Source organism: Onishia taeanensis (genome assembly GCF_900100755.1).
Classification (GTDB): Bacteria; Pseudomonadota; Gammaproteobacteria; order Pseudomonadales; family Halomonadaceae; genus Onishia; species Onishia taeanensis.
The window spans coordinates 206,259-229,384 of the sequence record NZ_FNCI01000003.1 but is presented as its reverse complement, the minus strand read 5'-3'; the positions used below and the strand labels follow the sequence as shown (position 1 = coordinate 229,384).

General features: G+C 60.3%; 22 protein-coding genes. 12 read left to right on the top strand and 10 right to left on the bottom strand.

Features of this window, described 5'->3' with window-relative positions:
• Window positions 1–8: 8 nt before the first annotated feature.
• From BLR71_RS05670 to can, 7 genes are all read right to left on the bottom strand, one after another.
• The gene (locus BLR71_RS05670; protein WP_092523982.1) at window positions 9–917 is read right to left on the bottom strand and encodes a LysR family transcriptional regulator; all 909 of its coding nucleotides are present in this window, start codon (window positions 915–917) and stop codon (window positions 9–11) included.
• Window positions 918–993: 76 nt separating this feature from the next.
• On the bottom strand, window positions 994–1,989 hold the full coding sequence (locus BLR71_RS05665; RefSeq protein ID WP_245696366.1) for an ABC transporter ATP-binding protein: 996 nt from the start codon (window positions 1,987–1,989) through the stop codon (window positions 994–996).
• Window positions 1,990–2,069: 80 nt separating this feature from the next.
• Window positions 2,070–3,092 (bottom strand): ABC transporter ATP-binding protein, encoded by a 1,023-nt coding sequence (locus BLR71_RS05660; RefSeq protein ID WP_092523978.1) that lies wholly within the window; start codon window positions 3,090–3,092, stop codon window positions 2,070–2,072.
• 10 nt (window positions 3,093–3,102) lie between these two features.
• Entirely contained in the window at window positions 3,103–4,038 is a 936-nt protein-coding gene (locus tag BLR71_RS05655; protein WP_092523976.1) for an ABC transporter permease, read from the bottom strand.
• A 26-nt stretch (window positions 4,039–4,064) separates the two neighbouring features.
• A complete protein-coding gene (locus tag BLR71_RS05650) occupies window positions 4,065–5,111 on the bottom strand; it encodes an ABC transporter permease (protein WP_092523974.1) in 1,047 nt (348 codons plus the stop codon).
• Between the two features lie 109 nt (window positions 5,112–5,220).
• Window positions 5,221–6,795: an ABC transporter substrate-binding protein gene (locus BLR71_RS05645; protein WP_092523972.1), complete on the bottom strand. Its 1,575-nt coding sequence runs from the start codon at window positions 6,793–6,795 to the stop codon at window positions 5,221–5,223.
• 177 nt (window positions 6,796–6,972) lie between these two features.
• On the bottom strand, window positions 6,973–7,629 hold the full coding sequence (can, locus tag BLR71_RS05640; RefSeq protein WP_092523970.1) for a carbonate dehydratase: 657 nt from the start codon (window positions 7,627–7,629) through the stop codon (window positions 6,973–6,975).
• A gap of 148 nt (window positions 7,630–7,777) precedes the next feature.
• Between can and gorA the strand changes: the two genes are divergently transcribed.
• The 4 genes from gorA to BLR71_RS05620 all read left to right on the top strand — a co-directional run bounded on the left by gorA (window position 7,778) and on the right by BLR71_RS05620 (window position 11,870).
• On the top strand, window positions 7,778–9,139 hold the full coding sequence (gene gorA, locus BLR71_RS05635) for a glutathione-disulfide reductase (RefSeq protein WP_245696355.1): 1,362 nt from the start codon (window positions 7,778–7,780) through the stop codon (window positions 9,137–9,139).
• 287 nt (window positions 9,140–9,426) lie between these two features.
• Entirely contained in the window at window positions 9,427–10,005 is a 579-nt protein-coding gene (ectA, locus tag BLR71_RS05630) for a diaminobutyrate acetyltransferase (RefSeq protein WP_092523965.1), read from the top strand.
• A 107-nt stretch (window positions 10,006–10,112) separates the two neighbouring features.
• Window positions 10,113–11,378: a diaminobutyrate--2-oxoglutarate transaminase gene (ectB, locus tag BLR71_RS05625; RefSeq protein WP_092523963.1), complete on the top strand. Its 1,266-nt coding sequence runs from the start codon at window positions 10,113–10,115 to the stop codon at window positions 11,376–11,378.
• Window positions 11,379–11,471: 93 nt separating this feature from the next.
• On the top strand, window positions 11,472–11,870 hold the full coding sequence (locus BLR71_RS05620) for an ectoine synthase (protein WP_092523961.1): 399 nt from the start codon (window positions 11,472–11,474) through the stop codon (window positions 11,868–11,870).
• Between the two features lie 179 nt (window positions 11,871–12,049).
• Here BLR71_RS05620 and BLR71_RS05615 read toward each other — a convergent pair whose 3' ends face one another.
• The 3 genes from BLR71_RS05615 to BLR71_RS05605 all read right to left on the bottom strand — a co-directional run bounded on the left by BLR71_RS05615 (window position 12,050) and on the right by BLR71_RS05605 (window position 13,506).
• Entirely contained in the window at window positions 12,050–12,592 is a 543-nt protein-coding gene (locus tag BLR71_RS05615; protein ID WP_092523959.1) for a DUF3833 domain-containing protein, read from the bottom strand.
• Between the two features lie 179 nt (window positions 12,593–12,771).
• Window positions 12,772–13,119, bottom strand: coding sequence for a putative quinol monooxygenase (locus BLR71_RS05610; protein ID WP_092523957.1), 348 nt, complete (start codon window positions 13,117–13,119; stop codon window positions 12,772–12,774).
• Between the two features lie 186 nt (window positions 13,120–13,305).
• Complete coding sequence (locus BLR71_RS05605) at window positions 13,306–13,506, bottom strand: hypothetical protein (RefSeq protein ID WP_092523955.1); 201 nt, start codon at window positions 13,504–13,506, stop codon at window positions 13,306–13,308.
• 423 nt (window positions 13,507–13,929) lie between these two features.
• Here BLR71_RS05605 and BLR71_RS05600 point away from each other — a divergent pair, with 423 nt between their 5' ends.
• The 8 genes from BLR71_RS05600 (at window position 13,930) to yidD (ending at window position 23,124) form a co-directional block, all read left to right on the top strand.
• The gene (locus BLR71_RS05600) at window positions 13,930–15,054 is read left to right on the top strand and encodes an efflux RND transporter periplasmic adaptor subunit (RefSeq protein ID WP_092523953.1); all 1,125 of its coding nucleotides are present in this window, start codon (window positions 13,930–13,932) and stop codon (window positions 15,052–15,054) included.
• Window positions 15,054–18,119 (top strand): efflux RND transporter permease subunit, encoded by a 3,066-nt coding sequence (locus BLR71_RS05595; RefSeq protein ID WP_092523951.1) that lies wholly within the window; start codon window positions 15,054–15,056, stop codon window positions 18,117–18,119. Before BLR71_RS05600 ends, BLR71_RS05595 begins: the two co-directional genes overlap by 1 nt.
• 172 nt (window positions 18,120–18,291) lie before the next feature.
• Entirely contained in the window at window positions 18,292–19,140 is an 849-nt protein-coding gene (locus tag BLR71_RS05590; protein WP_092523949.1) for an ATP-dependent zinc protease family protein, read from the top strand.
• A gap of 71 nt (window positions 19,141–19,211) precedes the next feature.
• Complete coding sequence (locus BLR71_RS05585; protein WP_092523947.1) at window positions 19,212–20,720, top strand: inactive transglutaminase family protein; 1,509 nt, start codon at window positions 19,212–19,214, stop codon at window positions 20,718–20,720.
• A 4-nt stretch (window positions 20,721–20,724) separates the two neighbouring features.
• The gene (locus tag BLR71_RS05580; protein WP_092523945.1) at window positions 20,725–21,702 is read left to right on the top strand and encodes an alpha-L-glutamate ligase-like protein; all 978 of its coding nucleotides are present in this window, start codon (window positions 20,725–20,727) and stop codon (window positions 21,700–21,702) included.
• 115 nt (window positions 21,703–21,817) lie between these two features.
• Window positions 21,818–22,288, top strand: coding sequence for a Fur family transcriptional regulator (locus BLR71_RS05575; RefSeq protein ID WP_092524447.1), 471 nt, complete (start codon window positions 21,818–21,820; stop codon window positions 22,286–22,288).
• A gap of 12 nt (window positions 22,289–22,300) precedes the next feature.
• Window positions 22,301–22,741 (top strand): phosphoribosyl-AMP cyclohydrolase, encoded by a 441-nt coding sequence (hisI, locus tag BLR71_RS05570; protein ID WP_092523943.1) that lies wholly within the window; start codon window positions 22,301–22,303, stop codon window positions 22,739–22,741.
• Window positions 22,742–22,746: 5 nt separating this feature from the next.
• The gene (gene yidD / locus BLR71_RS05565) at window positions 22,747–23,124 is read left to right on the top strand and encodes a membrane protein insertion efficiency factor YidD (protein ID WP_092523941.1); all 378 of its coding nucleotides are present in this window, start codon (window positions 22,747–22,749) and stop codon (window positions 23,122–23,124) included.
• Window positions 23,125–23,126 lie beyond the last annotated feature (2 nt).

Here is a 23,126-nt window from a genome sequence, read left to right as displayed (position 1 = left end):
AAGTCGGATCAGACCGCCGCCTCATCCAGGCTCGACCAGAAGGTCTCGAGACCGCTTTGGTGGGCCTCGCGATGGCGATAAAGCCTCACTTGCAGGAAAATGTCCCACTGAGACGGGCCAGCGCGCACCAGTCGTCCCGCTGTCAGGGCATCGCGCGCGACTCTCTCAGGCAACCAGCCAAGCCCATGGCCCAGGCATACCAATTCCTTGACGTTGCTGCTTTGAATACTTTCGGTCAGCACATTGAAATGGCAGGCCTTGGGCTGACGCGCCAGGTGATCCTCGATCGCCGCCTGCATCAGCCCGCGGGCATGGTAGGCAATCAGCGGCTGTGGCGCGCGTTTCTCTCCCGGCAAGGTGAAACGGGGCTGCCCGGCATCGTCCGGGATGCTGACCGGGACCAGCCGCTCGGCGCCGATGACTCGGTGTTCGAAGGCCGTCATATCGAGCTCGAGGGGCGTGCGGCCCTTAGTCCAGTAGCAGATCGCCAGGTCACACTCGCCGCGCTCCAGCGCCTGGAAGTAGTCGGCCGCCAGCCAACCGGTGGCCCGCAAGTATGGCTGCAGGGGAGGCTGGCCCATCTCCTCCAGCCAGTCGGTCAAGAAGTGCGATAGCAGACTTTGAGGGGCTGCCAGCAATAAGCGGCGTGACTGCGCTTCATTGAGGCGCGTGATGCGTTCACGGGTCATGCGCACCCGCTCGGTGGTCTGCTCGCACAGCGCAAGAAATTCCTCGCCTGCCGGAGTCAGCGACAGTGGCAGGGTCTGGCGGTTGATCAGTGTCGTTCCCATTTCCTCCTCTAGCAGCTTGATGCGGCGGGAGAAGGTTGGCTGGGTGACGTTCTGCTCATCCGCAGCCCGCGAGAAATGTCGCGTGCGGGCCAGGGCAATGAAGTCTTCCAGCCATCGTAATTCCATAGCATTCCTGTCGTTTTAGATGTCGTAGCGTGCCTATGTGGGCGGCAAAACGAGGCGGCCGTTGCCGCCTCGTGGCTCACAGGCGGCCTTCCTCGACACCATGGCAGGCAACTCGGGCTCCACCCTCTACGTCGATCAGTGCCGGCACTTCCTGGCGGCAGCGCTCATTGGCATGGGGGCAGCGGCCATGGAAGACGCACCCCGGTGGCAGGTTGACCGGTGTCGGCACCTCGCCCTGCAGTCGGATATGTTGAGGGCGATCATCTTCCAAGCGTGGGATCGCCGACAGCAAGGCCTGGGTATAGGGATGTCGCGGTTTCGCAAAGAGGGTGCCGGTGGGTGCAATTTCACACACCATGCCCAAGTACATCACCGCCACCCGAGTGCCAAAGTGCTCAACCACAGCGAGGTCGTGGGTAATGAAAAGATAGGTCAGGTTGCGTTGCTGCTGGGCCTCCATCATCAGGTTAAGCACCTGGGCCTGAATCGACACATCCAGCGCCGAGATCGGCTCGTCGGCGACGATGAACTCCGGGTCCACGGCCAGGGCTCGGGCGATGGCGATGCGCTGACGCTGACCGCCCGAGAACTCGTGGCCGAAACGCGAGCCCCAGTCAGGGTCGATGCCCACCGAGTCCATGACATCACGCACCTGGTCACGCACCCGCTCCTTTGACCAGTCCGGATGGTGCAGGCGAATCGGCTCTTCCAACGTCTGTTGGATCGTCATGCGCGGATTCAGCGAGGCGTAGGGGTTCTGGAAGATCATCTGCATGCGCCGACGGAAGGGCAGCAGTTCCTTGGCGGACAGGTGATCGATGCGCTGCCCGTCATAGTGGATCTCGCCTTTACTCGGCGATAGAAGCCCCATCACAGTGCGCGCCACCGTGGACTTACCGCAGCCGGATTCTCCCACCACACAAAGCGCTTCGCCGCGACGGATGTCGATATCGATGCCGTTGATGGCATGTACATGCTCCTGCTCACGGACCAGCTTGCCGCCCTTGAACTTGAGCTGCTCGAGAAAATCACCAGACAGCGAGAAACGCTTGTAGAGGTTGCGAATCTCCATCAGCGGTGCGGCGTTATCCTGCTCCCGACTGTCAGCGGTGGCCGCAGAAGCCTTGGGATCGTGCTGTGACACGGCGGCGGTCATAGGATCTCCTCCCGCGAGTCGCGTTGTTGTTGATTGACCAGCTCAGCGACCATGTGACAGGCCACCCGGCAGTTACCCGAATCGACAAAGCCGGGGACCTTGTCGAGACAGGCCTTGCGCGGCTCGCCGTTGGCGTCATTGACGAAGCCACAGCGCGGATGAAAAGCGCAGCCACTGGGCAGGTTCGATAGCGAAGGCATGCTGCCGGGAATCTGATTGAGCCGCGACCCTGGTGTGGCCATCTGCGGCAAGGCGTTGATCAGCCCCTGGGTGTAGGGATGTTGCGGGTCGTTGATGATTTCGCGGGTCGGGCCCTGCTCGATCACGCGGCCGGCATACATTACCAGCATGCGCTGGGTCACCTGGCTGACCACGCCCAGGTCATGGGTGATCAGCACCAGGCCCACGTTGTGCTTCTCGCAAAGCTCCAACAGCAGATCCATGATCTCGGCCTGGATGGTCACGTCAAGTGCGGTGGTCGGCTCATCGGCGACGATGATATCCGGGTCGAGCAGCAGGGCGATGGCGATGATCACCCGCTGACGCATACCACCGGAAAGCTCGTGAGGGTATTGATCCAGGCGTGTCTCCGGCGACGGGATCTGCACCTGATTCAGCTTGTGCAGGGAAATCGCCCGGGCCTCACGGGTCGAGATGCGGCGATGGGCCTTAAGGCATTCGACCATCTGCTCCCCGATCGAGAGTACCGGGTTCAGGGTCATCATCGGATCCTGAAAGATCATCGAAATGCGGTTGCCACGAATGCGTCGCAGGCCACGATCCTTCATGCCCGACAGCTCTTCGCCGTCAAAGGTGATGCTACCGCCGGCGATATAGCCGGGTTTGGCGATCAGGTTCAGCAAGCTGAAGGCCGCGACCGACTTGCCGGCCCCGGACTCACCGACGATACCCAGTCGCTCGCCGCGATCGAGGCTGAAACAGACGTCGCGCAGGGCGCGCACGTCGCCGCCGCGCAGGGCGAAACGGACGTCGAGGTTATTCACTTCCAGAAGTGCCATGGGTGACTCCTCAGCCCTTGTAGAGACGTGGATTGAGGACATCGCGCAGCCAGTCGCCCAGCAGGTTGATGACCAGCACGAGAATGACCAGCACCGCCCCGGGGATCAGCGTGATCCACCAGGAACCCGACTGGATGTAGTCGAAGCCGGACTTGATCAGCGAACCGAGCGAGGGGTGCGTCTCCGGCATGCCGAGCCCCAAAAAGGACAGCGCGGCCTCGGAGATGATGGCGTTGGCGACCTGCACGGTAGAGATGACGAAGATCGGCGACAGGGTGTTGGGCAGAATATGGCGGAACATGATCCGCCGACTCTTCAGGCCCATGACCCTGGCGGCATCGACGTACTCCTTGCTGCGCTCGGCAAGCACCGAGGCGCGCACGGTGCGGGCATACTGTGGCCATTCGGCCAGGCCGATGATCAGCACCAGCAGCGGCACCGCATATTCACTGAAGGTGGCGCCGCCAAAGATCGCCTTGACCAGGGCGCCGACGATGATCGCCACCATCAGGGTCGAGAAAGACAGCTGGATATCGGCTAGACGCATCAGAAAAGCATCAACGCGGCCGCCCAGATAGCCGGCCATCAGACCGAAGCTCACACCGATCACGGCCTGCATCAGCACCGCACCGAAGCCGATGATCAGCGAGACGCGCAGGCCATAGAGAATGGTCGATAGCAGGTCACGTCCCTGGGCATCGGTGCCCATCAGGTACTGGGGATCGGCACCGTCGATCCAAAAGGGCGGCAGCTCCGAGGCCATAATATCGATCTGGGCAAGATCATAGGGGTTGGCTGGGGCCAACCAAGGAGCGAATACGGCGGCGAAGATCAGCATGGCGAAGAGCACCAGGCTCAGTTGGGCCACCAGATCGCGCTTGAAGCTATAGAGCAGGTAGGAATCGCGAAAGCGTGCCCACCTGCCGGGAACGATAGTGTCACTCATGGCGTTCTCTCTCATGGCAGCAGGGCTCAGGCGGGCTTGCCGGTGAGCTTGACGGTGGGATTGACCAGGCCATAGATCAGGTCGACCAGGGTGTTGGTGATCACGAAGATCAGTCCGACGATCATCAAATAGGTGACGATCAGCGGAATATCCGAGCGCTCTATGGCATCGAGGAACATCAGTCCCATGCCCGGCCACTGAAAGACCGTCTCGGTCAGGATGGTGTAGGCGACCAGGGTGCCGATCTGCACCCCGCCGACGGTGATGACCGGCAGCATGGTGTTCTTGAGTGCATGCACGAAGTAAATGCGGCGCAGCGAAATGCCTTTGGCGCGGGCGAACTTCACGTATTCGGACTGCAGGACCTCGAGCATCTCGGCCCGAATCAGGCGAATGAACAGGGGCAGCATGATCGAGGCCAGCGAGATGGCCGGCAGCACCAGATAGGTGAGGCCTTCAAGAGAGCTGAAATTGGTATACCAGGTGCCAAACACATGCACAGGATTGCCACGGCCATAGGCGGGCATGCCTCCGTCGGTCGACAGCAGGCCGTTGAGCCAGGCACCCCAGGCCGTATCGGTCGGGAAGGGCGTGAACTCAACGCCAATGGCAAACAGCTGAATCAGCACGATGGCGGTCAGGAACACCGGGATCGAGATACCGATGATCGACACCCCCATGAAGGCTCGGGACAGCCATGCGCGGGGCTTGATGGCACTGTATACGCCAATCGGCACCGACAGCAGCACGATCAGGAGGGTGGTCGCCGCTACCAGCTCCAGGGTGGCGGGGAGGTGGCGCATGATCACCTGAGTGGTCGGCTCGTTGAAGATATACGAATAGCCGAAGTCGAAGTGGGCGGCATTCTTGGCGAAGCGCAGGTACTGGACGAAGAAGGGATCGTTCAAGCCCAACTCTTCACGCAGCTCCGCGCGCTCGCTTTCGGGCACGGACTGACCGACCATCTGCTGGATCGGGTCGCCCAGGTTGTCTTGGATGGCGAAGCTGATCACGCTGATGACAAACATCACCAAAAAGGCGTGGAACAGTCGCTTGATCAGAAAGGCAATCATGGATTGCGTCCTGTAGGCAGGCGGCCGTCAGCGCACGGCCAAATGGCCGCACGCTGACAACGGAATCGGCAAACGCCGGCCCGCTAGGGGCCGGCACGGGGGGCGAGGGTTATTCCTCGATCACCAGGTCCCCGATATAGGGGAAGTTCATGACGTTGACGATCGGCTCGATGTCGACGTTCTGGGCAGACGCCCAGGCCAGATCCTGCCAGTGCAGCGGAATGAAGGCGGCATCGTCGTAGAGCGCTTTTTCCACGGCCTGGAGCATCTCGGCACGCTTCTCGAGGTCGACCTCAACGTTGGCCTCGGCGACCAGGGCATCGATCTCGGGGTTGCAGTAGTTGCCGGCGTTGTACTGGCCAGCACCGGTCTCGGGATCCGGGCACTCGGTGAGGTACTGGTAGAAGTTCGCGGAGTCCTCGGTGTCGGCGTGCCAGCCGATCATCATCATGTCCGCGGCGCGGTCGTCGAACTCGCCCCAGTACTGAGCCTTGGGCAGCGTTTTCAGGTCGACGGTCACGTTGATGCGCGCCAGCATGGCAGCCACGGCCTGGGCGATCTTGGCATCATTCACGTAGCGGTTGTTGGGCGCCATCATGGTGATGCTGAAGCCGCCCTCATAGCCGGCCTCGGCCATCAGTTCCTTGGCCTTTTCCACGTCATAGCGCGGGGTGAGTTCATCGTTATGGCCTGCATAGCCCGCCGGGGAGAGCTGGGCGGCCGGGGTCGCGAAGCCTTTCATCAAGCGGTCGGCTATGCCCTCCTGGTTGATGGCATAGGCGAAGGCCTGACGCACGCGCGGGTCCTTGAAGGCCTCGACGCGATTCTGATCCATTTGGAAGGTGATGATCCGCGTGCCCGACATAGTCACCAGCTTGACGTCTTCATCGTCGCGGATGCGGTCGAGGTCGTTGGGCGGCACTGGCGCAATGAAGTTGACGTCGCCGGAGAGCAGAGCGGCCACGCGGGTGGCATTTTCACCAATCGGCGTCAGCACCACCTTGTCGACGTTGCCCGGGGATTCGGTGTCCCAATAATCGTCGTAACGCTCGAAATCGGTGCGCACGCCCTGCTGACGATTGGTGACCTCGAAGGGACCGGTACCGGAAAGATGACGAGAGGCGTAGGAGTTACCGTTCTTGACGATTTCGTCCTTAGGATCGCCATCTTCATCGGTGCCGCTGTAGAACTGGCTGTCCAGCGGAAAGATGTAGGTCGACAGGTTCAGCAGCAGCGGGTAAGGCTTGGAGGTGGTGAACTCGACCGTGGTGTCATCGATTGCCGTCACGCTTGCGATCGGCTCGAAGATCGCCTTGAAGTCAGGGCTCTGTTTCAGGCGCTCGACGGTGAAGACCACGTCGTCTGCGGTGAAGGGGTTGCCGCTGTGGAAAGTCACGCCTTCACGCAGCGTCATGCGCATGGTGGTGTCGTCGACCTGCTCCCAGGAGGTGGCCAGACGCGGCTCGAACTCAAGATCCTGAGTCCAGCGCACCAGCGGGTCAAAGGTCATGTGCGACAGCTGCAGAATACCGCCTGAGAGCTGCTCGTGGATATCCAGCGATACCGGGTCGGCGTCATACGCCATGCGCAGAGTGTTTTCCGCACTGGCAGTGGCAGGGAGTAGGGCAGCACCCATGGCGGTGGCCCCGATGACGGTAGCCAGCAGAGTTTTGCGAAAGATCATGTAGGTCCCCAATTGTGGTTGTTATCGACTGTGTTATGCCGTTGTTATACCGCCTCGCGGGGAGCGAGGACTCTAGACACCTTAGACAGTCGTTTGAGAACCAGACAATCGAAATTATGACTGGCGTCATTCACTAGCTGAATCAGCCAGCGAATGGAGAGCAGCAGATCCGGGGCGTCAATCCGCCTGGTCGGCACGCACCAAGCGGTCCACGCGATACAGCTGCGGCACCTGATCGAGGCCCTCGACGGTGCACTCCAGATCGGTGACGCGACCATCATTCAGGCCATAGACCCAGCCGTGCACGGCCAACGGCTGCCCACGTTGCCAGGCGCGCTGGATGATCTTGGTGCGACAGAGGTTGTCGACCTGCGCCTTGACGTTGAGCTCGCACATGCGATCGACCTGCTCTGCGAGGGGGAGCGTCTCGAGCGTTTTACGGTGGCGGCTGTAGAGCTCGCGGACGCTGTGCAGCCAATAATCGACGATGCCGCATTCACCGCCTGTCATCGCGGCCTTGATGCCGCCGCAGCCGTAGTGCCCCACGATCATGATGTGCTTGACCTTGAGCACATCAACCGCAAACTGCACCACCGACAGGGCGTTCATGTCGTTGTGATGCAACAGGTTGGCGACATTGCGGTGAACGAAGACTTCACCCGGTGGCAGATCGACGATCTGGTTGGCCGGTACGCGAGAATCCGAGCAGCCGATCCACAGGTAATCGGGGTTTTGCTGACCAGAGAGCCGCGCAAAGAAACCAGGGTCTTCTTTCTGAACGCTCTCGGCCCAACCGCGGTTGCGCTCCAGTAATGTCTTTATCTGATTCATCATCCTCGAACCCTCATCGATGCAGCCGCTGTATTGGGCGGGTCTTTTACCCTCTGATGCCATAGCGGTCAACGCAGGACCTCCCGACACCTGTTCATCACTGTTATCATCCCTGCATCGGTTTTTTGGTTCCAGTATTCAGGAGAACATCGTGTCCCAGTTCGATTACGACCTCTTCGTCATTGGCGCAGGGTCTGGCGGCGTGCGCGCTGCACGTACGGCCGCGGCCGCCGGTGCCCGTGTTGCTATCGCGGAAGACCGCTATCTAGGCGGCACCTGCGTCAATGTGGGCTGCGTACCCAAGAAGCTCTACTCCTATGCCGCGCATTTTCAGGAAGCCTTTCACGATAGCGCAGGGTTTGGCTGGCAACTGCCGGAGGCGCCGCGTTTCAACTGGGCCACACTGCGCGACAACAAGATCGCCGAGATCAAGCGCCTGAACGGTATATACGGCCGGCTGCTCGATAATGCCGACGTCCGTCTGTTCAATGACCGTGCCACGGTGACCGATGCCAACCACGTGGAAGTGAACGGCGAGAGCATTAGCAGCGAGAAGATTCTTGTCGCCACCGGCGGCTGGCCTTGGGTTCCGGATTTCCCGGGCAACGAGCACGTGCTCAATTCCAACCAAGTCTTCGACCTCGAGCGCTTTCCCAAGCGCTTCCTGGTGCTCGGCGGGGGCTATATCGCGGTCGAGTTCGCCAGCATCTTCAATGGCTTGGGCAGCGAATCTCATCTGGTCTATCGCGGTGAACTCTTCCTGCGCGGCTTCGATCATGAGGTTCGCGAGTTCACCCGTGATGAGATGGCCAAGAAGGGCGTCAACCTGCACTTCGAGACCAATATCGAACGTATCGATACCGACGGCGACGCCTACCGCGTCACCCTTACCACTGGCGAGACTCTCGAGGTCGACGCCGTGCTGTCGGCCACCGGCCGCAAGCCGCACCTTGAAGGCTTAGGGCTCGACAAGCTCGACATCGCCCTCGATCGCGACGGCAAGATCGCCATCAATGAACGCTTCGAAACCTCGACGCCTTCCATCCTGGCGCTGGGCGACGTCACCAGCGGGCCGGAGCTCACTCCGGTAGCCCTAGAAGAAGCCATGCAGCTCGTTCAGCACCACTTCGGCGACAGCGCCCCCAAGCCACTGGATTACGCCAGCATCGCAACGGCGGTGTTCTGTCACCCCAATATCGGCACTGTCGGGCTCTCGGAAGAGGATGCTCGCAAGGAGTATGCGGCGATTCGTGTCTATGCCGCCGACTTCAAGCCGATGAAGCATACCCTGTCCGGAAGCGACGAGCGCTGCCTCATGAAACTGATCGTCGACGATGCAAGCGACCGTGTGCTCGGCGCCCACATGGTGGGCGAAGACGCCGGTGAGCTGATTCAGGGCATTGCCATCGCCGTTCGTGCAGGCCTTACCAAGGCCGATTTCGATGCGACCGTGGGCATTCACCCCACCGGCGCCGAGGAGTTCGTCACCATGCGAAGCGTGACACGCACCTAAGCGACCCAGCGCAATACGATTGGCGCGGCCCTGTGAATCGGGCGCGCCACCCTAGGCCATTCCGCACGCGGGATGGCTTTTTTGTCGGTTGGCGTTGAACGCTCTTGGCGCAGCTAGAGTAAACTCAAACAGTATGTTTGCATTCTGGTGGGCCGCGCTTAGCAGCGTGTGGCATGCGGCCATAATCTTAAATTATGGATTTTGCGCATCGTAATAAGGGGTCCTTTGATCTAGTCATAACCCTTTGTTATGCTTATGCCCAAATTCGCCAATAGCGAAGCATATCTATGAACGTATCGACGCAGCCTTTCACGACTTCCGCCGAACTGGCACGACCAAGCGTTGCCGATGCCGTAGTCGGGAATGACAAGACATCGCTGTTTATCCGCAAGCCGAACCCTGACGACGGTTGGGGGATCTACGAGCTGGTCAAGTCGTGCCCGCCGTTAGACGTTAACTCCGCCTATGCCTATCTGCTATTAGCGACTCAGTTCCGTGACAGCTGTGCCGTCGCAACCAATGAAGAGGGCGAAATCGTGGGTTTCGTCTCCGGCTATGTAAAAAGCAATGCGTCGGATACCTACTTCCTGTGGCAGGTGGCCGTGGGTGAGAAGGCACGAGGTACAGGTCTTGCTCGTCGCCTGGTCGAAGCCGTGATGACCCGTCCCGAGCTTAGCGACGTGCGCCATCTCGAGACCACCATCACCCCGGACAATGCGGCCTCTTGGGGCCTGTTCACCCGTCTGGCAGATCGCTGGCAGGCACCGCTCAACAGCCGGGAGTATTTCTCCACTGATCAACTTGGTGGCGAACATGACCCGGAAAACCTCGTACGTATCGGACCCTTTGAGCCTGATCGTATCTAAGATTACGCGCATATTTCGGTGACGGCCTGCTGAGATCATTGGCGGCAGGCTAGGTCCGCTCGCGTCCAGATTTTTCTTCAAGCAGTATTTCTCGCAAGGAGGTCAACATGCAGACCCAGATTCTTGAACAGATGGAATCAGAAGTTCGCACGTATTCGCGCTCTTTCCCGGTGGTGCTGACCAAGGCGCAGGGTGCGCGTCTGACGGATGAAAGCGGCAAGGTGTATATCGACTTCCTGGCCGGTGCCGGCACGCTCAACTACGGGCACAATCATCCGAAGCTCAAAAAGGCCATGATCGAATATCTGGCTGATGACGGCATCGTCCACGGCCTGGACATGTGGACCAAGGCCAAGCGCGAATACCTCGAAACCCTCGATGAGCTGATCCTCAAGCCGCGCGGTCTCGAGTACAAGGTTCACCTGCCTGGCCCCACCGGCACCAACGCGGTCGAGGCGGCGATTCGCCTGGCGCGTGTTGCCACTGGCCGCCACAACATCGTGACCTTCACCAACGGCTTCCATGGTGTGACCATGGGCGCGCTGGCCACTACCGGCAACCGCAAGTTCCGCGAAGCCACCGGTGGCATTCCCACGCAGGGCGCCGCCTTCCTGCCTTTCGACGGTTATCTCGGCGAGGGCGTCGATACCCTCGATTACTTCGAGAAAATGCTGGGCGATAACTCCAGCGGCCTGGATATTCCTGCCGCTGTGATCATCGAGACCGTGCAGGGGGAGGGTGGCATCAACCCCGCGGGTATCGAGTGGCTCAAGCGCCTCGAACAGATCTGCCGTGACCACCACATCCTGCTGATCATCGACGACATCCAGGCGGGCTGCGGCCGTACCGGCAAGTTCTTTAGCTTCGAGCATGCTGGCCTCAAGCCCGATATCGTGACCAACTCCAAGTCACTGTCCGGGTTCGGTCTGCCATTTGCCCACGTGCTGATGCGCCCTGAGCTCGATAAGTGGAAGCCCGGCCAGTACAACGGCACTTTCCGTGGCTTCAACCTGGCCTTTACCACGGCCACGGCCGCCATGCGCGAGTTCTGGAGCGACGACAAGCTGGAGCGCGACGTGACCCGCAAGGGCCGCATCGTCGAAGAGCGCTTCCAGCAGTTGGCCGAGTGGCTGACCGAGAAGGGTATTCCGGCGTCAGAGCGCGGCCGTGGCCTGATGCGTGCACTCGATGTGGGCACCGGTGATATCGCCGACAAGATCACCGAAGAAGCCTTCCAGCGCGGCCTGATCATCGAGACCAGTGGCCATGACGGCCAGGCCATCAAATGCCTGTGCCCGCTGACCATCAGCGACGAAGATTTGCTGGAAGGGCTGGACATCCTCGAAGCCAGCATCAAGCATGTATTTGGGTAAGTCGACGCCGGCCACTCGATAGCGTGATGGCAGCGTGATGGGAACCCGGCGATACCGGGCTCCCGTTCAGCATTCCAACAGAGGAAGTTCGCAATGATCGTTCGCAATCTCGAAGAAGCGCGCAAGACAGATCGTCTGGTGAAAGCGGAAAACGGCAACTGGGATAGCACTCGTCTCTCGCTTGCCGACGATGGCGGCAAATGTTCCTTCCACATTACCCGCATTTTCGAAGGCACCGAGACGCACATTCACTACAAGAACCACTTCGAAGCCGTTTACTGCATCGAAGGCGAAGGTGAAGTCGAGACCCTGGCCGATGGCAAGATCTGGCCGATCAAGCCCGGCGATATCTACATCCTCGACCAGCACGACGATCACCTGCTGCGTGCTAGCAAGACCATGCATCTCGCCTGTGTCTTCACCCCGGGCCTGACCGGCAATGAAGTGCACCGCGAAGATGGCTCCTACGCCGCGCCGGACGAAAACAGCTAAGGGCATTTTGCCTAGGCAGGCGTCGTGCATACAGGCGTCGTGCACATAGAGCCTGCATGAAAACAGCCCCGATGAGGAATCATCGGGGCTGTTGCGTTCTAGCCACTTCGTTTAAGCCACAAGACCGATCAAAACGAATCACGTTAATCCTGGGTTGATCAGTCCTCGCTCGAGAGGGCTCAGGGCGCCTTATCGAACGATAGGGTCACTTCCCCCAGGGTAATGCCAAACTTCGACATGTTGGTCCGATTGATCAGGCGGCCGTCCGGCTGCAGGTACATCCAGTCGTCCATGGTGAAGGTCAGCTTACGGCCGTCCACGGTAACGTCGAGCGGATAATTCATGTGGAATACATGGCCGTACTGCCTTGCCTCCACGTCGCCCTCGACGTCGCTTGCCTGACCGACCCAGCGATGCTCGTCGATGCGCTCGAAGGTCCAGACGCGGCGGTCGGTTTCGCCATTGGCATACTGAAAGCGCTCATCAAGCGTCAGCGTATCGCCCTCGACGGTACCGGTGATGTCCACGGTAAAGCGCCGCTGCACTTCACCCGAGTAGTCCTGGACCATGCCCCAGGCCCGGGTATCGCCTTCAAAATACTCGGCAATATCCAGCCTCGGTTCGCTGCCCGCGTAATCCTCGACGTCCACGCCGGCACAGCCCGTCAGGGCAAGACCGAGAAACGCAAATGCCCAAAGGTGTTGTTTGGCAAGATGGCGCATGCATTGCTCCTGATCTGAAAGGTCATGGCGTTAAGAGTCGTGCCTTGGCGGCGAGTTCAGTGGCGAAGCACGAAAGAAGGGCGGTTGCACTGATGGAAAACGGCGGGCGCAGCGCCGAATATCTCGACTAGCGTGACTGCGCCTCGCACTTTTTTCAATGCTGGGGCTCGATGACCTGACTAGAACTGCGGTGCATCGAAACCAGCCGGTTCATCGGTATAGACGCATACATTGGCGTCTTCGATGTCGCCATCCGGGGATTCCACCTGAGACTGGAAAAACTCCTGGATTTCACGGCGCTGGCAGTGAGCTTCAAAGGCTTCACGATTCGCCCAGACTTCATGAAAGACGATCGGATAGCTTTCCCCCTGGGCAAAGGGGCTCTCGATCTGGCGCGTCACCGTGTAGCGCAGGCACCCATCTTCACGGTGCGCATTGGGCTCTAGGCTCTGTAGCGCCTTGAAGGCGGCATCTTCGCGGCCCGGCTTGGGCTTGAAACTGGCAATGCAGTAGATCTTCTGCGTCATGCGTAACTCCTGAAGAATGAACCGGGTATCGACGCTTCCCGCGGCTAGTTAGACGCCCGAGAGCATCCTGCGAAGCTGTTATACCAGAAAGGTTATCGGGTTTTGCCACAACAGCTGGACTAGCGTGCTCGTTGGGCTACGGGCCTAACGTCGCCGCGCACTAGGCATATCGAACCAGAAAACCGCTTAAAACGCCGCGTCTTCATCGGCGATGATGCCATCATGCTTCAATTGACCCTCGATCATGGAGAGATTGGCACGAGCGGCAGAAATCTTTTTGATGTGGGCCTGACGGTTATTGCCGTCATCTTCCTCCCAGGCCTTTTCGGCAAGTTCCAGCGCTTCCTTGGCCTGGGCCAGGTCATGCAGGGAATATTCTGCGCTCATCGTGAGTCTCCTGTTATGAAAGCCGCGAACGGTAGCACTTGATGCCGCGAGTGTCGATTTGAGCGACGGGTGAGTGAACCGTGTGCCATCACTATCAAGGCTACTCTAGTCGCCTAGTCGCTGGCCTGTGCGACGGCAAGCCTCAGCACATGTCTTGGTGGGGCTGTCTAATGGCTAACCTGACGCCAATCTAACGCCAACCTAATCCTAAACCCCATACTTCGCATAATATATATTATGTTAAATCATATATACTAAGCCAAACAAACTTGCCACTATTCCTCTCTTTTTACTGTAGGTCGCTGGCCATTTGGTCGTCATACTTACATCATTAGGCGCTTATAACATCTTCTTCCCTGTGCCGCCTCGATGCCTTATGGCGCAGCGGGAATGGTTCTTGTCGACGCTTCTCGGGAACACGCTATGAAAACCACAATACGTCTCGTCATTGTCGTCATCGTGCTGACGGTGGCTTTGGGCAGCATATTCGGGTGGAAATACCTGAAAATGCAGGAAATGGCAGCTCAGAACTCACAGGCCCAACCGCCGACGCCCGTCGAAGCGGTCACCATCGAGTCGCAATCCTGGCGTCCGGGCTTGAGCTCTGTCGGCTCCCTTCGCGCCATCAACGGTGTCGAGGTCGCCAACGAGGTCGCTGGCGTCGTCAGTGAAGTGGACTTCGAGTCAGGCCAGCGCGTTAGTAAAGGTGATGTGCTGATTCGCCTCGAAGATAGCGTCGACCAGGCCGCGCTTGCGGCTCTGGAGGCCCAGGCGCAACTGACTAACGAGACCTACCAGCGCTATTCGAACCTGCTACCGCGCAATGCAGTCTCCCAGTCACAGTTCGACGAAGCCCGGGCCAACTATCAGGCCGCCCGCGCCGATGCCGAGCAGCAGCGTGCTCAGCTCAACAAGAAGACCATCCGCGCGCCTTTCGACGGCGTCGTGGGCCTGCGCCAGGTCGATCTGGGCGAATATATCGCCGTCGGCACGCCGATCGTCGATCTGAACATGCTGGACCCGATCCACGTGGACTACAGCGTACCGGAACGCGCGCTGGATCGAGTGGCTGCCGGACGTAGCATCGAGCTCACCGTCGCCGCCTATCCTGGTCGTGTCTTCAAGGGTGAGATTCTGGCCATCGCGCCCTCGATCAATGAATCCAGCCGCACGGTCAATGTCCGTGCCAAACTCGACAACGCCGACGGCGCGCTGCACCCGGGCATGTTCGCCGAGGTCAGTACGCTCTCCGCCGATACTCGGAATGTTCTCACCCTCCCCCGCACGGCGCTTTCCTTCAATACCTACGGCGACTTCGTATTTCGTATCGTCGAAAATGATCAGGGCCAGACCATCGCGTCCCGACAGCAAGTGAAGACGGGGAACACCCGTGGTGATGTGATCGAGATCACCGACGGCCTCTCTGAAGGCGATCAGGTCGTGGCTACCGGCCTTCTTCGCCTGCGGGATGGTCAGCCGGTCAAGGTTTCCGACCAGAGTGCCTCCGAGTCCCAGGCGGCGAATGCTGACGAGGAGGCGCAGGGCTGATGAAATTCACCGATATCTTCATCCGGCGACCGGTGCTTGCCACCGTGGTCAGCCTGCTGATCTTGCTGGTCGGCCTGAGAGCCGCCATGGATATGGAGGTCCGCCAGTATCCGGAGCTTGAAAGCACCGTGATCACGGTCACGACGTCCTATCCGGGGGCCAGCTCGGAGCTGGTCCAGGGCTTCGTGACCACCCCCTTGCAACAGGCCATCGCCGAAGCCAACGGCATCGACTTCATCGAATCGACCAGTATCCAGGGCTCCTCGACCATCGAAGTCAACATGGAGCTGAACTACGATGCCAACGCGGCCCTGGCGGAGGTCCAGGCCAAGGTGGCCAGCCAGCGCAGCGTGTTGCCAAGTTCTGCTGAAAGCCCGGTCATCGAGTCATCGACCGGTGACAGCACCGCTCTGATGTATCTGGCGTTCTATTCAGAGCAAATGGAAGTCCCGCGCATTACCGATTACCTGACACGTGTGGTACAGCCCAAGCTTCAAGCGCTGCCGGGTGTGGCCAAGGCGCGCAGCTTTGGCCAGAGCATGGCCATGCGCATCTGGCTCGACCCACAGCGCATGGCGGCCTTGAATGTCAGCCCGAGTCAGGTCGTCGATGTCCTACAAAGCAACAACTACCAAGCCGGCGTCGGCAAGACCCGCAGCGAGTTCGTGCTCATCAATCTGACCACCAATACCGACATCACCGACCCCAGCCTGTTCGAAGACCTGGTGGTACGTAATGACGGCGGAGATCTGGTACGCCTGAGAGATGTAGCGCGCACCGAGCTGGGCGCCGAAAGCTATGACAGCACCGCCTGGTACAGCGGCACACCCTCCACCTTCATGGCCATTGAGCAGGCCCCCGGCGCCAACCCGCTGGACGTCGCCAAAGCCGTACGCGACACCCTGCCGGAAATCCGCCGCCAACTGCCGACTGGCCTCGAGGTCGTGCTGCCCTATGATGCCTCGGAGTTCATCGACGACTCTATCAAGGAGGTGGTCAAGACCCTGCTCGAAGCTCTGGTTATCGTATTGGTGGTGATCTTTCTGTCGCTTGGTTCTTTCCGCGCGGCGCTGGTGCCCGCAGTAGCGGTTCCCCTATCGTTGATCGGTTCGGCCTTCGTGATGCTGATGCTGGGCTTTTCGCTCAACCTGCTGACGCTGCTCTCGATGGTGCTAGCCATCGGCTTGGTGGTCGATGACGCCATCATCGTGGTCGAAAACGTACACCGCCACATCGAGGCCGGCGAATCCCGTTTCAATGCCGCCATCAATGGCGCTCGGGAGATGGCGGTGCCGATCATCGCCATGACCACCACCCTGGTGGCGGTCTATGCGCCGATTGGTTTCATGGGCGGCCTGGTTGGCTCACTGTTCACGGAATTTGCGTTCACCTTGGCGGGTGCCGTGGTCATTTCGGGCATCGTGGCGCTGACGCTCTCGCCGATGCTGTCCGGCAAGGTGTTGAAGGCTCACGGCAAGTCGTCGCGTTTTGAAAGAGGCGTCGAGTCTACCTTCAATGGCTTGTCGAACGGCTATCGAGGGCTGCTGACACGTACGCTGCAAACCGTCTCGGTACCGGTGGTCTTCGCCACGGTGGTACTAGCCTCGATCTACTTCATGTTCGTCACCAGCCAGAGCGAACTGGCCCCCACGGAAGATCAGGGCATCATTTTCTTCCAGGGTACCGCACCGCAGACCGCCACCCTTGAGTACCTGGAGCGCTATGCCAATGACATCCAGAGCCGGGTGGAAAGCATCGACGGCTACAAGGAGTCGTTCATGATCCTTGGCGGCACCAGCGCCGATACGGTATTTGGTGGTTTCAAAATGGCGCCCTGGAGCCAGCGAGATGTCTCGCAAATGGAGGTCATGCCTCAGCTGCAAGGAGCGCTGTCGCAGGTGACCGGCTTGCAGACTGCCGCCTTCGCGCGCCCTTCTCTTCCCGGCTCCAGTGGCGGCTTGCCCGTTCAGTTCGTGCTGACAACCGGCAACAGCTATGAAGAGCTCAATGCTATCGCCGATGACCTGCTCGGACAGGCTATGGGCAGTGGCAACTTTGCCTTCCTGCGCAAATCGATCGATTTCAACCGCCCCAATACCCGCATCCTGGTGGACCGTGATCGAGTGGCGGATCTCGGCCTCACCATGGCCGATGTTGGCCAGGCACTCTCGACGCTGCTCGGTGAAGGCTTCACCAACCGGTTCAGCATGAACGGGCGCAGCTACAAGGTCATTCCTCAGGTCGAGCAGCAATATCGCCTCGATGCCGCGATGATCGACAACTACTATATCGAAGCGGATTCCGGCGAACAGGTGCCACTGGGCAACCTGGTGAGCTTCGAGGATAGCGTAGAACCCTCCAAGCGCAGCCAGTTCCAGCAGTTGAACTCGGTAGTGCTAGAGGGCGTGCCGCGCCCCGGCGTGACCTTGGGCGATGCTCTTAGCTGGCTCAACAAGACGGCCGCAGAAAGCCTGCCACCGGCGTACTCGGTCGACTACAAGGGGGAGTCACGGCAGTTGATGAATCAGGGCAGCGCCCTGGTACTGACCTTCTTCCTGTCGCTGATCGTCATCTACCTGGTGCTGGCGGCACAGTTCGAGAGCTGGCGCGACCCGCTGATCATCCTGGTCTCGGTCCCCATGTCGGTCGCCGGCGCCATGACGTTCATTACCCTTGGGGTTTCGAGTTTGAACATATACACCCAGGTTGGCCTGATCACGCTGATCGGGGTAGTGGCCAAGAACGGCATCCTGATCGTCGAATTTGCCAACCAATTGCAGCATGAAAAAGGGCTTAACAAGCATGATGCGGTCATCGAGGCGTCGGCCATTCGCCTGCGCCCGATCGTGATGACGTCCGTAGCACTGATCGTCGCCATGGTGCCGCTGCTGATCGCCACCGGTGCCGGTGCGGTCAGCCGGTTCGACATTGGCCTGACCATCGCTTCAGGACTGGGCATCGGCACGCTGTTCACCTTGTTCGTGCTGCCGGCGTTCTATCTGTTGCTGGCCCGCGATCACAATGCGGCCAAGGATGCAGGCGCCCAGGAAACGACAGCCTCCTGAGCATGAAGGCGCCGGGGCTCCCGGCGCCTTTATGGCGAGTGCCTACATGGACAGGCTCGTCATCACTCCTTATCATCGCGGGACTCTTCTCGAAGCTTGCTGCGAGAAGGCTTAACATTCCGGCGGTGGCTAGGGTCGGATACCTACGACCGGGAAAGGTGCAGGATAAAAGATGGGCAATCGCTATTCATGCCTGGCAGCAGTAGTGGGACTCTCGCTTCTTGCAGGGTGCGCCTGGTCGCCAAAGGCTCAGGAAGAGGCGCACGCCAAGCTGGCCACCACGGCCCAGCTGGATGCGCGTTTTATGCAGTTGGAAGCAGCGGTTGACGGACAGTGTGGCGGCCAACAGGAGCGCTTCGCTCAACACCAGCAGCGTCTCGACGGTGTCGATGCCGACATCCGTGAAGTGGGCAGCCTGCTGCGCGGCTTGCGCGCTGACCTGGCACAGGCCGAACGTGAACCGCAGACGGTGGTCAAGGACTGTGCTGTCGATTCGGATATCGGCAACAAGGAGCTGCTGGGTCGCTCCGAGTGGGTGGGTCTGCCAAGCATTGGTACCTATCTCCAGGCGAGGATCGACTCGGGCGCCGACACGTCGTCGCTTTCGGCCCGCGATATCACGCCCTTCGAGCGCGATGGCGATAACTGGGTCAAGTTCAAGCTTGCCCTGGAGCCGGATGACGCCGTGGTCGATGCCGTTCGCGACAAGTGGATCGAAGCGCCGATAGAGCGCCGTGTGCGAGTGCTGCAATCCAACGGCGAGGCCTCACGCCCGGTGATCAGCTTGCTGATGACGCTGGGTCCGATTCGTGAACAGGTCGAATTCACCCTGAATGATCGTCGTCAGCTCAGCTATCCGGTGCTGCTGGGGCGGCGCTTCATGATGGATATCGCCGTCATCGATGTGGCCGAGCGCTATCTGCACCCTCGCCCGGAATTCCCGGAAGGTGCGCCGGCGAGTGACGCCCCCGCCGACGAGGCGCGCGATATCGATAACGCCGAGACGCCTGACCAGAGCTGAGCCCCCTCTGTCTGCCATCATCACCCCACCCACCGCCACGCCGGTGGGTGCTGTTTATTCGAGGACTGCGTATGTCACGTCTGCCCTTCTATCTACTTGTCGGCTTTCTGCTGATCGCCGGCATCGCGCTTAGCGTGCATCGCCATGTCGCCTTCGAGGTGCCCTGGATGCCAGGCGAACAGCGCCAGGTCTGGGAGGTCGAAGCCCAGGTCAACTTCACTGCCCTGGGCGATCCGGTCATGGTGGATCTGGCACTGCCTTCCACCCAAAAGGGCTACCGGGTACTGACCGAGAACACGGCCTCGTCGGGTTATGGCCTTGCCTTCCTCGAAGACAATGGAAGCCGCCAGGCTCAATGGTCGATTCGCGACGCCACCGGGCCACAGCAGCTCTACTATTCGGTGCAGCTGTTGGTTGCGCCCCAGGCAGTTGACCGCACCGCCGAGCCGCCGGCTCTGCCCCGCGATATCGCCTGGGAGCGCCCTTTCGATACGGCCGCCAGTCAGGTCATCGAGCGCGCCCAGCAACGCTCGGCAGATGCCGTCACCTTCGCGCGCGAGCTGATCCGTGACTTTACCGGCGACCGCCAGGGCGAAAATGCACGCTTGCTGCTGACCCAGTTCGAGCGCACGCCACTACTCGTGCGCCTGCTCAATGAGGCCGGCGTGCGTGCCCGTGAGGTCAGCGGCCTGGCACTCGATGACGGTCGCCGCCGCCAGTCACTGCAAAGCTGGTTGCAGGTCTTCAGCGATGACGGCAGCGCGGTGCTCTTCAACCCGGTAACCGGCGAACAGGGCAAACCCGATAACCTGCTGCTGTGGGAAGATCGCGGCGGAGCCGTACTCGAGGTACAGGGCGGCACCAATTCCCGCGTCAGCTTCTCGATGATTCAGCATAACCAGCCGGCTTCCACGGCGGTGCGCAATCAACTGGCCGATGACACCCTGATCAATTTCTCGATTCACAGCCTGCCGCTCGAGGAGCAAGCGCTCTTCCAGACCATCCTGCTGATCCCGATCGGCGCTCTGGTCGTGGTGTTCCTGCGAGTTATTGTCGGTCTTAAGACCTCGGGCACCTTCATGCCGGTGCTGATTGCCCTGGCACTCATTCAGACCACCCTACTCACCGGTTTGATCGGCTTCCTGCTGGTAGTCACAGTGGGGCTGATCATCCGAAGTTATCTTTCCCATTTGAATTTGCTGTTGGTAGCGCGAGTGTCGGCGGTGATCATCACGGTCATCGCCATCATTTCGGTTTTCTCTGTGATGTCCTATCGATTTGGCCTCAATGCCGGCCTGACCATCACCTTCTTCCCAATGATCATCCTGGCTTGGACCATCGAGCGCATGTCGATTCTCTGGGAGGAGGAAGGCCCCAAGGAAGTACTGATTCAGGGTGGTGGCAGCCTGCTGACGGCGGTGCTGGCCTACCTGGCCATGAACAACCCCTGGGTGCGCCACATCACCTTTAACTTCCTGGGCGTGCAGCTGATCCTGATGGCTCTGATCCTGCTGCTCGGCAATTACACCGGTTATCGGCTTCTGGAGCTCAAGCGCTTCAAGCCGGTGACGGAGGATTGAGCCCATGTGGACGACTCCCGGCAAGTTGAGAGCCAAGGGCATCATCGGCATGAACCGGCGCAACATCCGCTACATAGGCCGTTACAACAGCCGTAAGCTCTACCCGCTGGTCGATGACAAGTTAAAAACCAAGCTCTTGTGTCATGAGCATGGCATTACCAGTCCAGCGCTGATCGGCACCGTGATGACCCAATTCGAGGTCAAGCACGTCACCCGTCTTCTGCAGGGGCATGCCGGCTTCGTGATCAAGCCGGCCAAGGGGTCCGGCGGCAAGGGCATCTTGGTCATCGAGCACGTCGATGGCAGTGCCTATATAAAACCCAGCGGCGCCCACCTGGGCCGTGAGGATATCGAACGTCACGTCTCCAATATCCTCTCCGGGCTTTATTCCTTGGGCGGGTCGCCGGACGTGGCGGTCATCGAGTCATTGATCAATTTCGATGACACCCTGACCCAGTACACCTACGAGGGTGTGCCCGATATCCGCGTCATTGTCTTCAAGGGCTATCCCGTGATGGCGATGATGCGCCTGTCGACGGCTGCCTCCGACGGCAAGGCCAATCTCCACCAGGGCGCCGTCGGCGTCGGGCTGGACATCGCCACCGGTACGGCACTGCGCGGCGTCCAGTTCGACCGCACCCGGCATGACCATCCGGATACCGGCCATGAGCTCGCCAGTCTGCGCATCCCCGGCTGGGGCACGCTGCTGGAGCTGGCGGCAAGCTGCTATGAGATGACGGGGCTTGGCTATCTTGGGACCGACATGGTGCTGGATCGCGATCATGGTCCGATGCTACTCGAACTGAATGCCCGCCCTGGGCTCGCCATTCAGATGGCCAATGGCGAGGGCCTGCGCCCTCGCCTGGATCTTATCGAGCGACAGCCCGAAGGCGTCGATGCATCCGCCAGGGTGGCTTTCGCCCGACAACATTTCGCCCGCCGTGCCGAACTGATCTCATCAGCGGATCAAACGCCAGCCTGAACGAAAACGCCCCGGCACCCACGCACCACCACGCGGCTGCGGCCATGGTGGTGCGACTGGCTGGGAATTCATGTGGCGCGTAGAATAGATGCTTTCGTCACATCGCCAGGCCGATATGTACCAAACGCACTCACTGATTCAACAAGCCGAGCGCCACTGCGAGTCGCATGGTGCACGCTTCACGCCGATTCGCCGTCGCGTACTGGAGATGATCGCCACCACCAGCGGTGGCCTCAAGGCTTACGAGCTGCTCGACCGGCTGACCCAGGAGCACGCCGCCGCGAGGCCGCCTACGGTCTATCGGGCGCTGGAGTTCCTGATCGAACAGGGGCTGATACACCGTATCGAATCCCTGAATGCCTATGTCGCCTGCCCCTGCCCAGAACACGCCCACGGCTTTCAGCTACTGATCTGTCGGCACTGCGGCCGCGTCGAAGAACTGCACCTGGACGATGTCAACGACCAGCTGGCACGGCGCGCCCGCGATCAGGGATTCCGCGTCGAGCGCCAGACCATCGAGTTGCTTGGCAGCTGCCACGACTGCCTGGCCACCCGCGCCGAGCCAACCCTACACGCCCAAACCTGAGCCGAGCCCCTGATGAGCGACGTTTTCAAGCGCCTAGAGCGCGTACCCACCGGCACACGCGAATCGCTGGACACCATACTGGATAGCGTCGGCTGGAACGATGCCGGCCTGATCCCGGCCATCGCTCAGCAACATGACAGCGGCGAAGTGTTGATGATGGCCTGGATGAACCGTCAATCACTTAAAGAAACCCTGGCTACCGGCTGGGTCTGCTATTGGTCGCGCTCCCGCGGCAAGCTCTGGCGCAAAGGGGAGTCCTCAGGCCAGATGCAGACGCTAAAGGCGGCGCACCTGGACTGCGATGGCGACACCCTGCTGCTGTCTGTCGACCAGACCGGTCCCGCCTGCCATACCGGGCGGCGCAGCTGCTTCTATGTCGCCCTCGCCGGTGATGGTGCAACGGTAGACGGCGATACCCTGATCGACCCCGACCAGCTCTACGCCCGCTCCTGACGGCCATGGCCAGTCGCTCATGCTCTAATCAGCCCAACGGGGAAGACAAGCCCCACAAGCGCTCTACGCTTGCTCGGCTTGCCAGCCTGCCATTGATCGCCCTGATCAAGGGCTATCAGTACGGCATCAGCCCCCTGCTGGGCCCTCGCTGCCGTTTCTGGCCGAGTTGCTCACACTATGCGCTGGAGGCGTTGCAGGTGCATGGTCCAGTTCGCGGTGGCTGGCTGGCAGTCAAGCGGCTGGCCAAGTGCAACCCTTGGCATGCAGGCGGCATCGATCCCGTTCCCGGCGGAACCAGCGAGGCGCTGTGCCAAGAAGATGACAGCCTCGATGCACACTTTTGCCCCCGTCAGGGCGAGCAGGGCCGGTCATCGGGGCGCTGATC

Coding starts and splice junctions, on each gene's coding strand:
- BLR71_RS05575 (WP_092524447.1), top strand. CDS start 21,818: ATGTACCAAACGCACTCACTGATTCAACAAGCCGAGCGCCACTGCGAG.
- BLR71_RS05670 (WP_092523982.1), bottom strand. CDS start 917: ATGGAATTACGATGGCTGGAAGACTTCATTGCCCTGGCCCGCACGCGA.
- BLR71_RS05620 (WP_092523961.1), top strand. CDS start 11,472: ATGATCGTTCGCAATCTCGAAGAAGCGCGCAAGACAGATCGTCTGGTG.
- BLR71_RS05595 (WP_092523951.1), top strand. CDS start 15,054: ATGAAATTCACCGATATCTTCATCCGGCGACCGGTGCTTGCCACCGTG.
- BLR71_RS05605 (WP_092523955.1), bottom strand. CDS start 13,506: ATGAGCGCAGAATATTCCCTGCATGACCTGGCCCAGGCCAAGGAAGCG.
- BLR71_RS05580 (WP_092523945.1), top strand. CDS start 20,725: ATGTGGACGACTCCCGGCAAGTTGAGAGCCAAGGGCATCATCGGCATG.
- BLR71_RS05610 (WP_092523957.1), bottom strand. CDS start 13,119: ATGACGCAGAAGATCTACTGCATTGCCAGTTTCAAGCCCAAGCCGGGC.
- BLR71_RS05615 (WP_092523959.1), bottom strand. CDS start 12,592: ATGCGCCATCTTGCCAAACAACACCTTTGGGCATTTGCGTTTCTCGGT.
- BLR71_RS05600 (WP_092523953.1), top strand. CDS start 13,930: ATGAAAACCACAATACGTCTCGTCATTGTCGTCATCGTGCTGACGGTG.
- BLR71_RS05585 (WP_092523947.1), top strand. CDS start 19,212: ATGTCACGTCTGCCCTTCTATCTACTTGTCGGCTTTCTGCTGATCGCC.
- can (WP_092523970.1), bottom strand. CDS start 7,629: ATGATGAATCAGATAAAGACATTACTGGAGCGCAACCGCGGTTGGGCC.
- hisI (WP_092523943.1), top strand. CDS start 22,301: ATGAGCGACGTTTTCAAGCGCCTAGAGCGCGTACCCACCGGCACACGC.
- BLR71_RS05650 (WP_092523974.1), bottom strand. CDS start 5,111: ATGATTGCCTTTCTGATCAAGCGACTGTTCCACGCCTTTTTGGTGATG.
- BLR71_RS05660 (WP_092523978.1), bottom strand. CDS start 3,092: ATGGCACTTCTGGAAGTGAATAACCTCGACGTCCGTTTCGCCCTGCGC.
- BLR71_RS05655 (WP_092523976.1), bottom strand. CDS start 4,038: ATGAGTGACACTATCGTTCCCGGCAGGTGGGCACGCTTTCGCGATTCC.
- BLR71_RS05645 (WP_092523972.1), bottom strand. CDS start 6,795: ATGATCTTTCGCAAAACTCTGCTGGCTACCGTCATCGGGGCCACCGCC.
- ectA (WP_092523965.1), top strand. CDS start 9,427: ATGAACGTATCGACGCAGCCTTTCACGACTTCCGCCGAACTGGCACGA.
- BLR71_RS05665 (WP_245696366.1), bottom strand. CDS start 1,989: ATGGAGATTCGCAACCTCTACAAGCGTTTCTCGCTGTCTGGTGATTTT.
- ectB (WP_092523963.1), top strand. CDS start 10,113: ATGCAGACCCAGATTCTTGAACAGATGGAATCAGAAGTTCGCACGTAT.
- yidD (WP_092523941.1), top strand. CDS start 22,747: ATGGCCAGTCGCTCATGCTCTAATCAGCCCAACGGGGAAGACAAGCCC.
- BLR71_RS05590 (WP_092523949.1), top strand. CDS start 18,292: ATGGGCAATCGCTATTCATGCCTGGCAGCAGTAGTGGGACTCTCGCTT.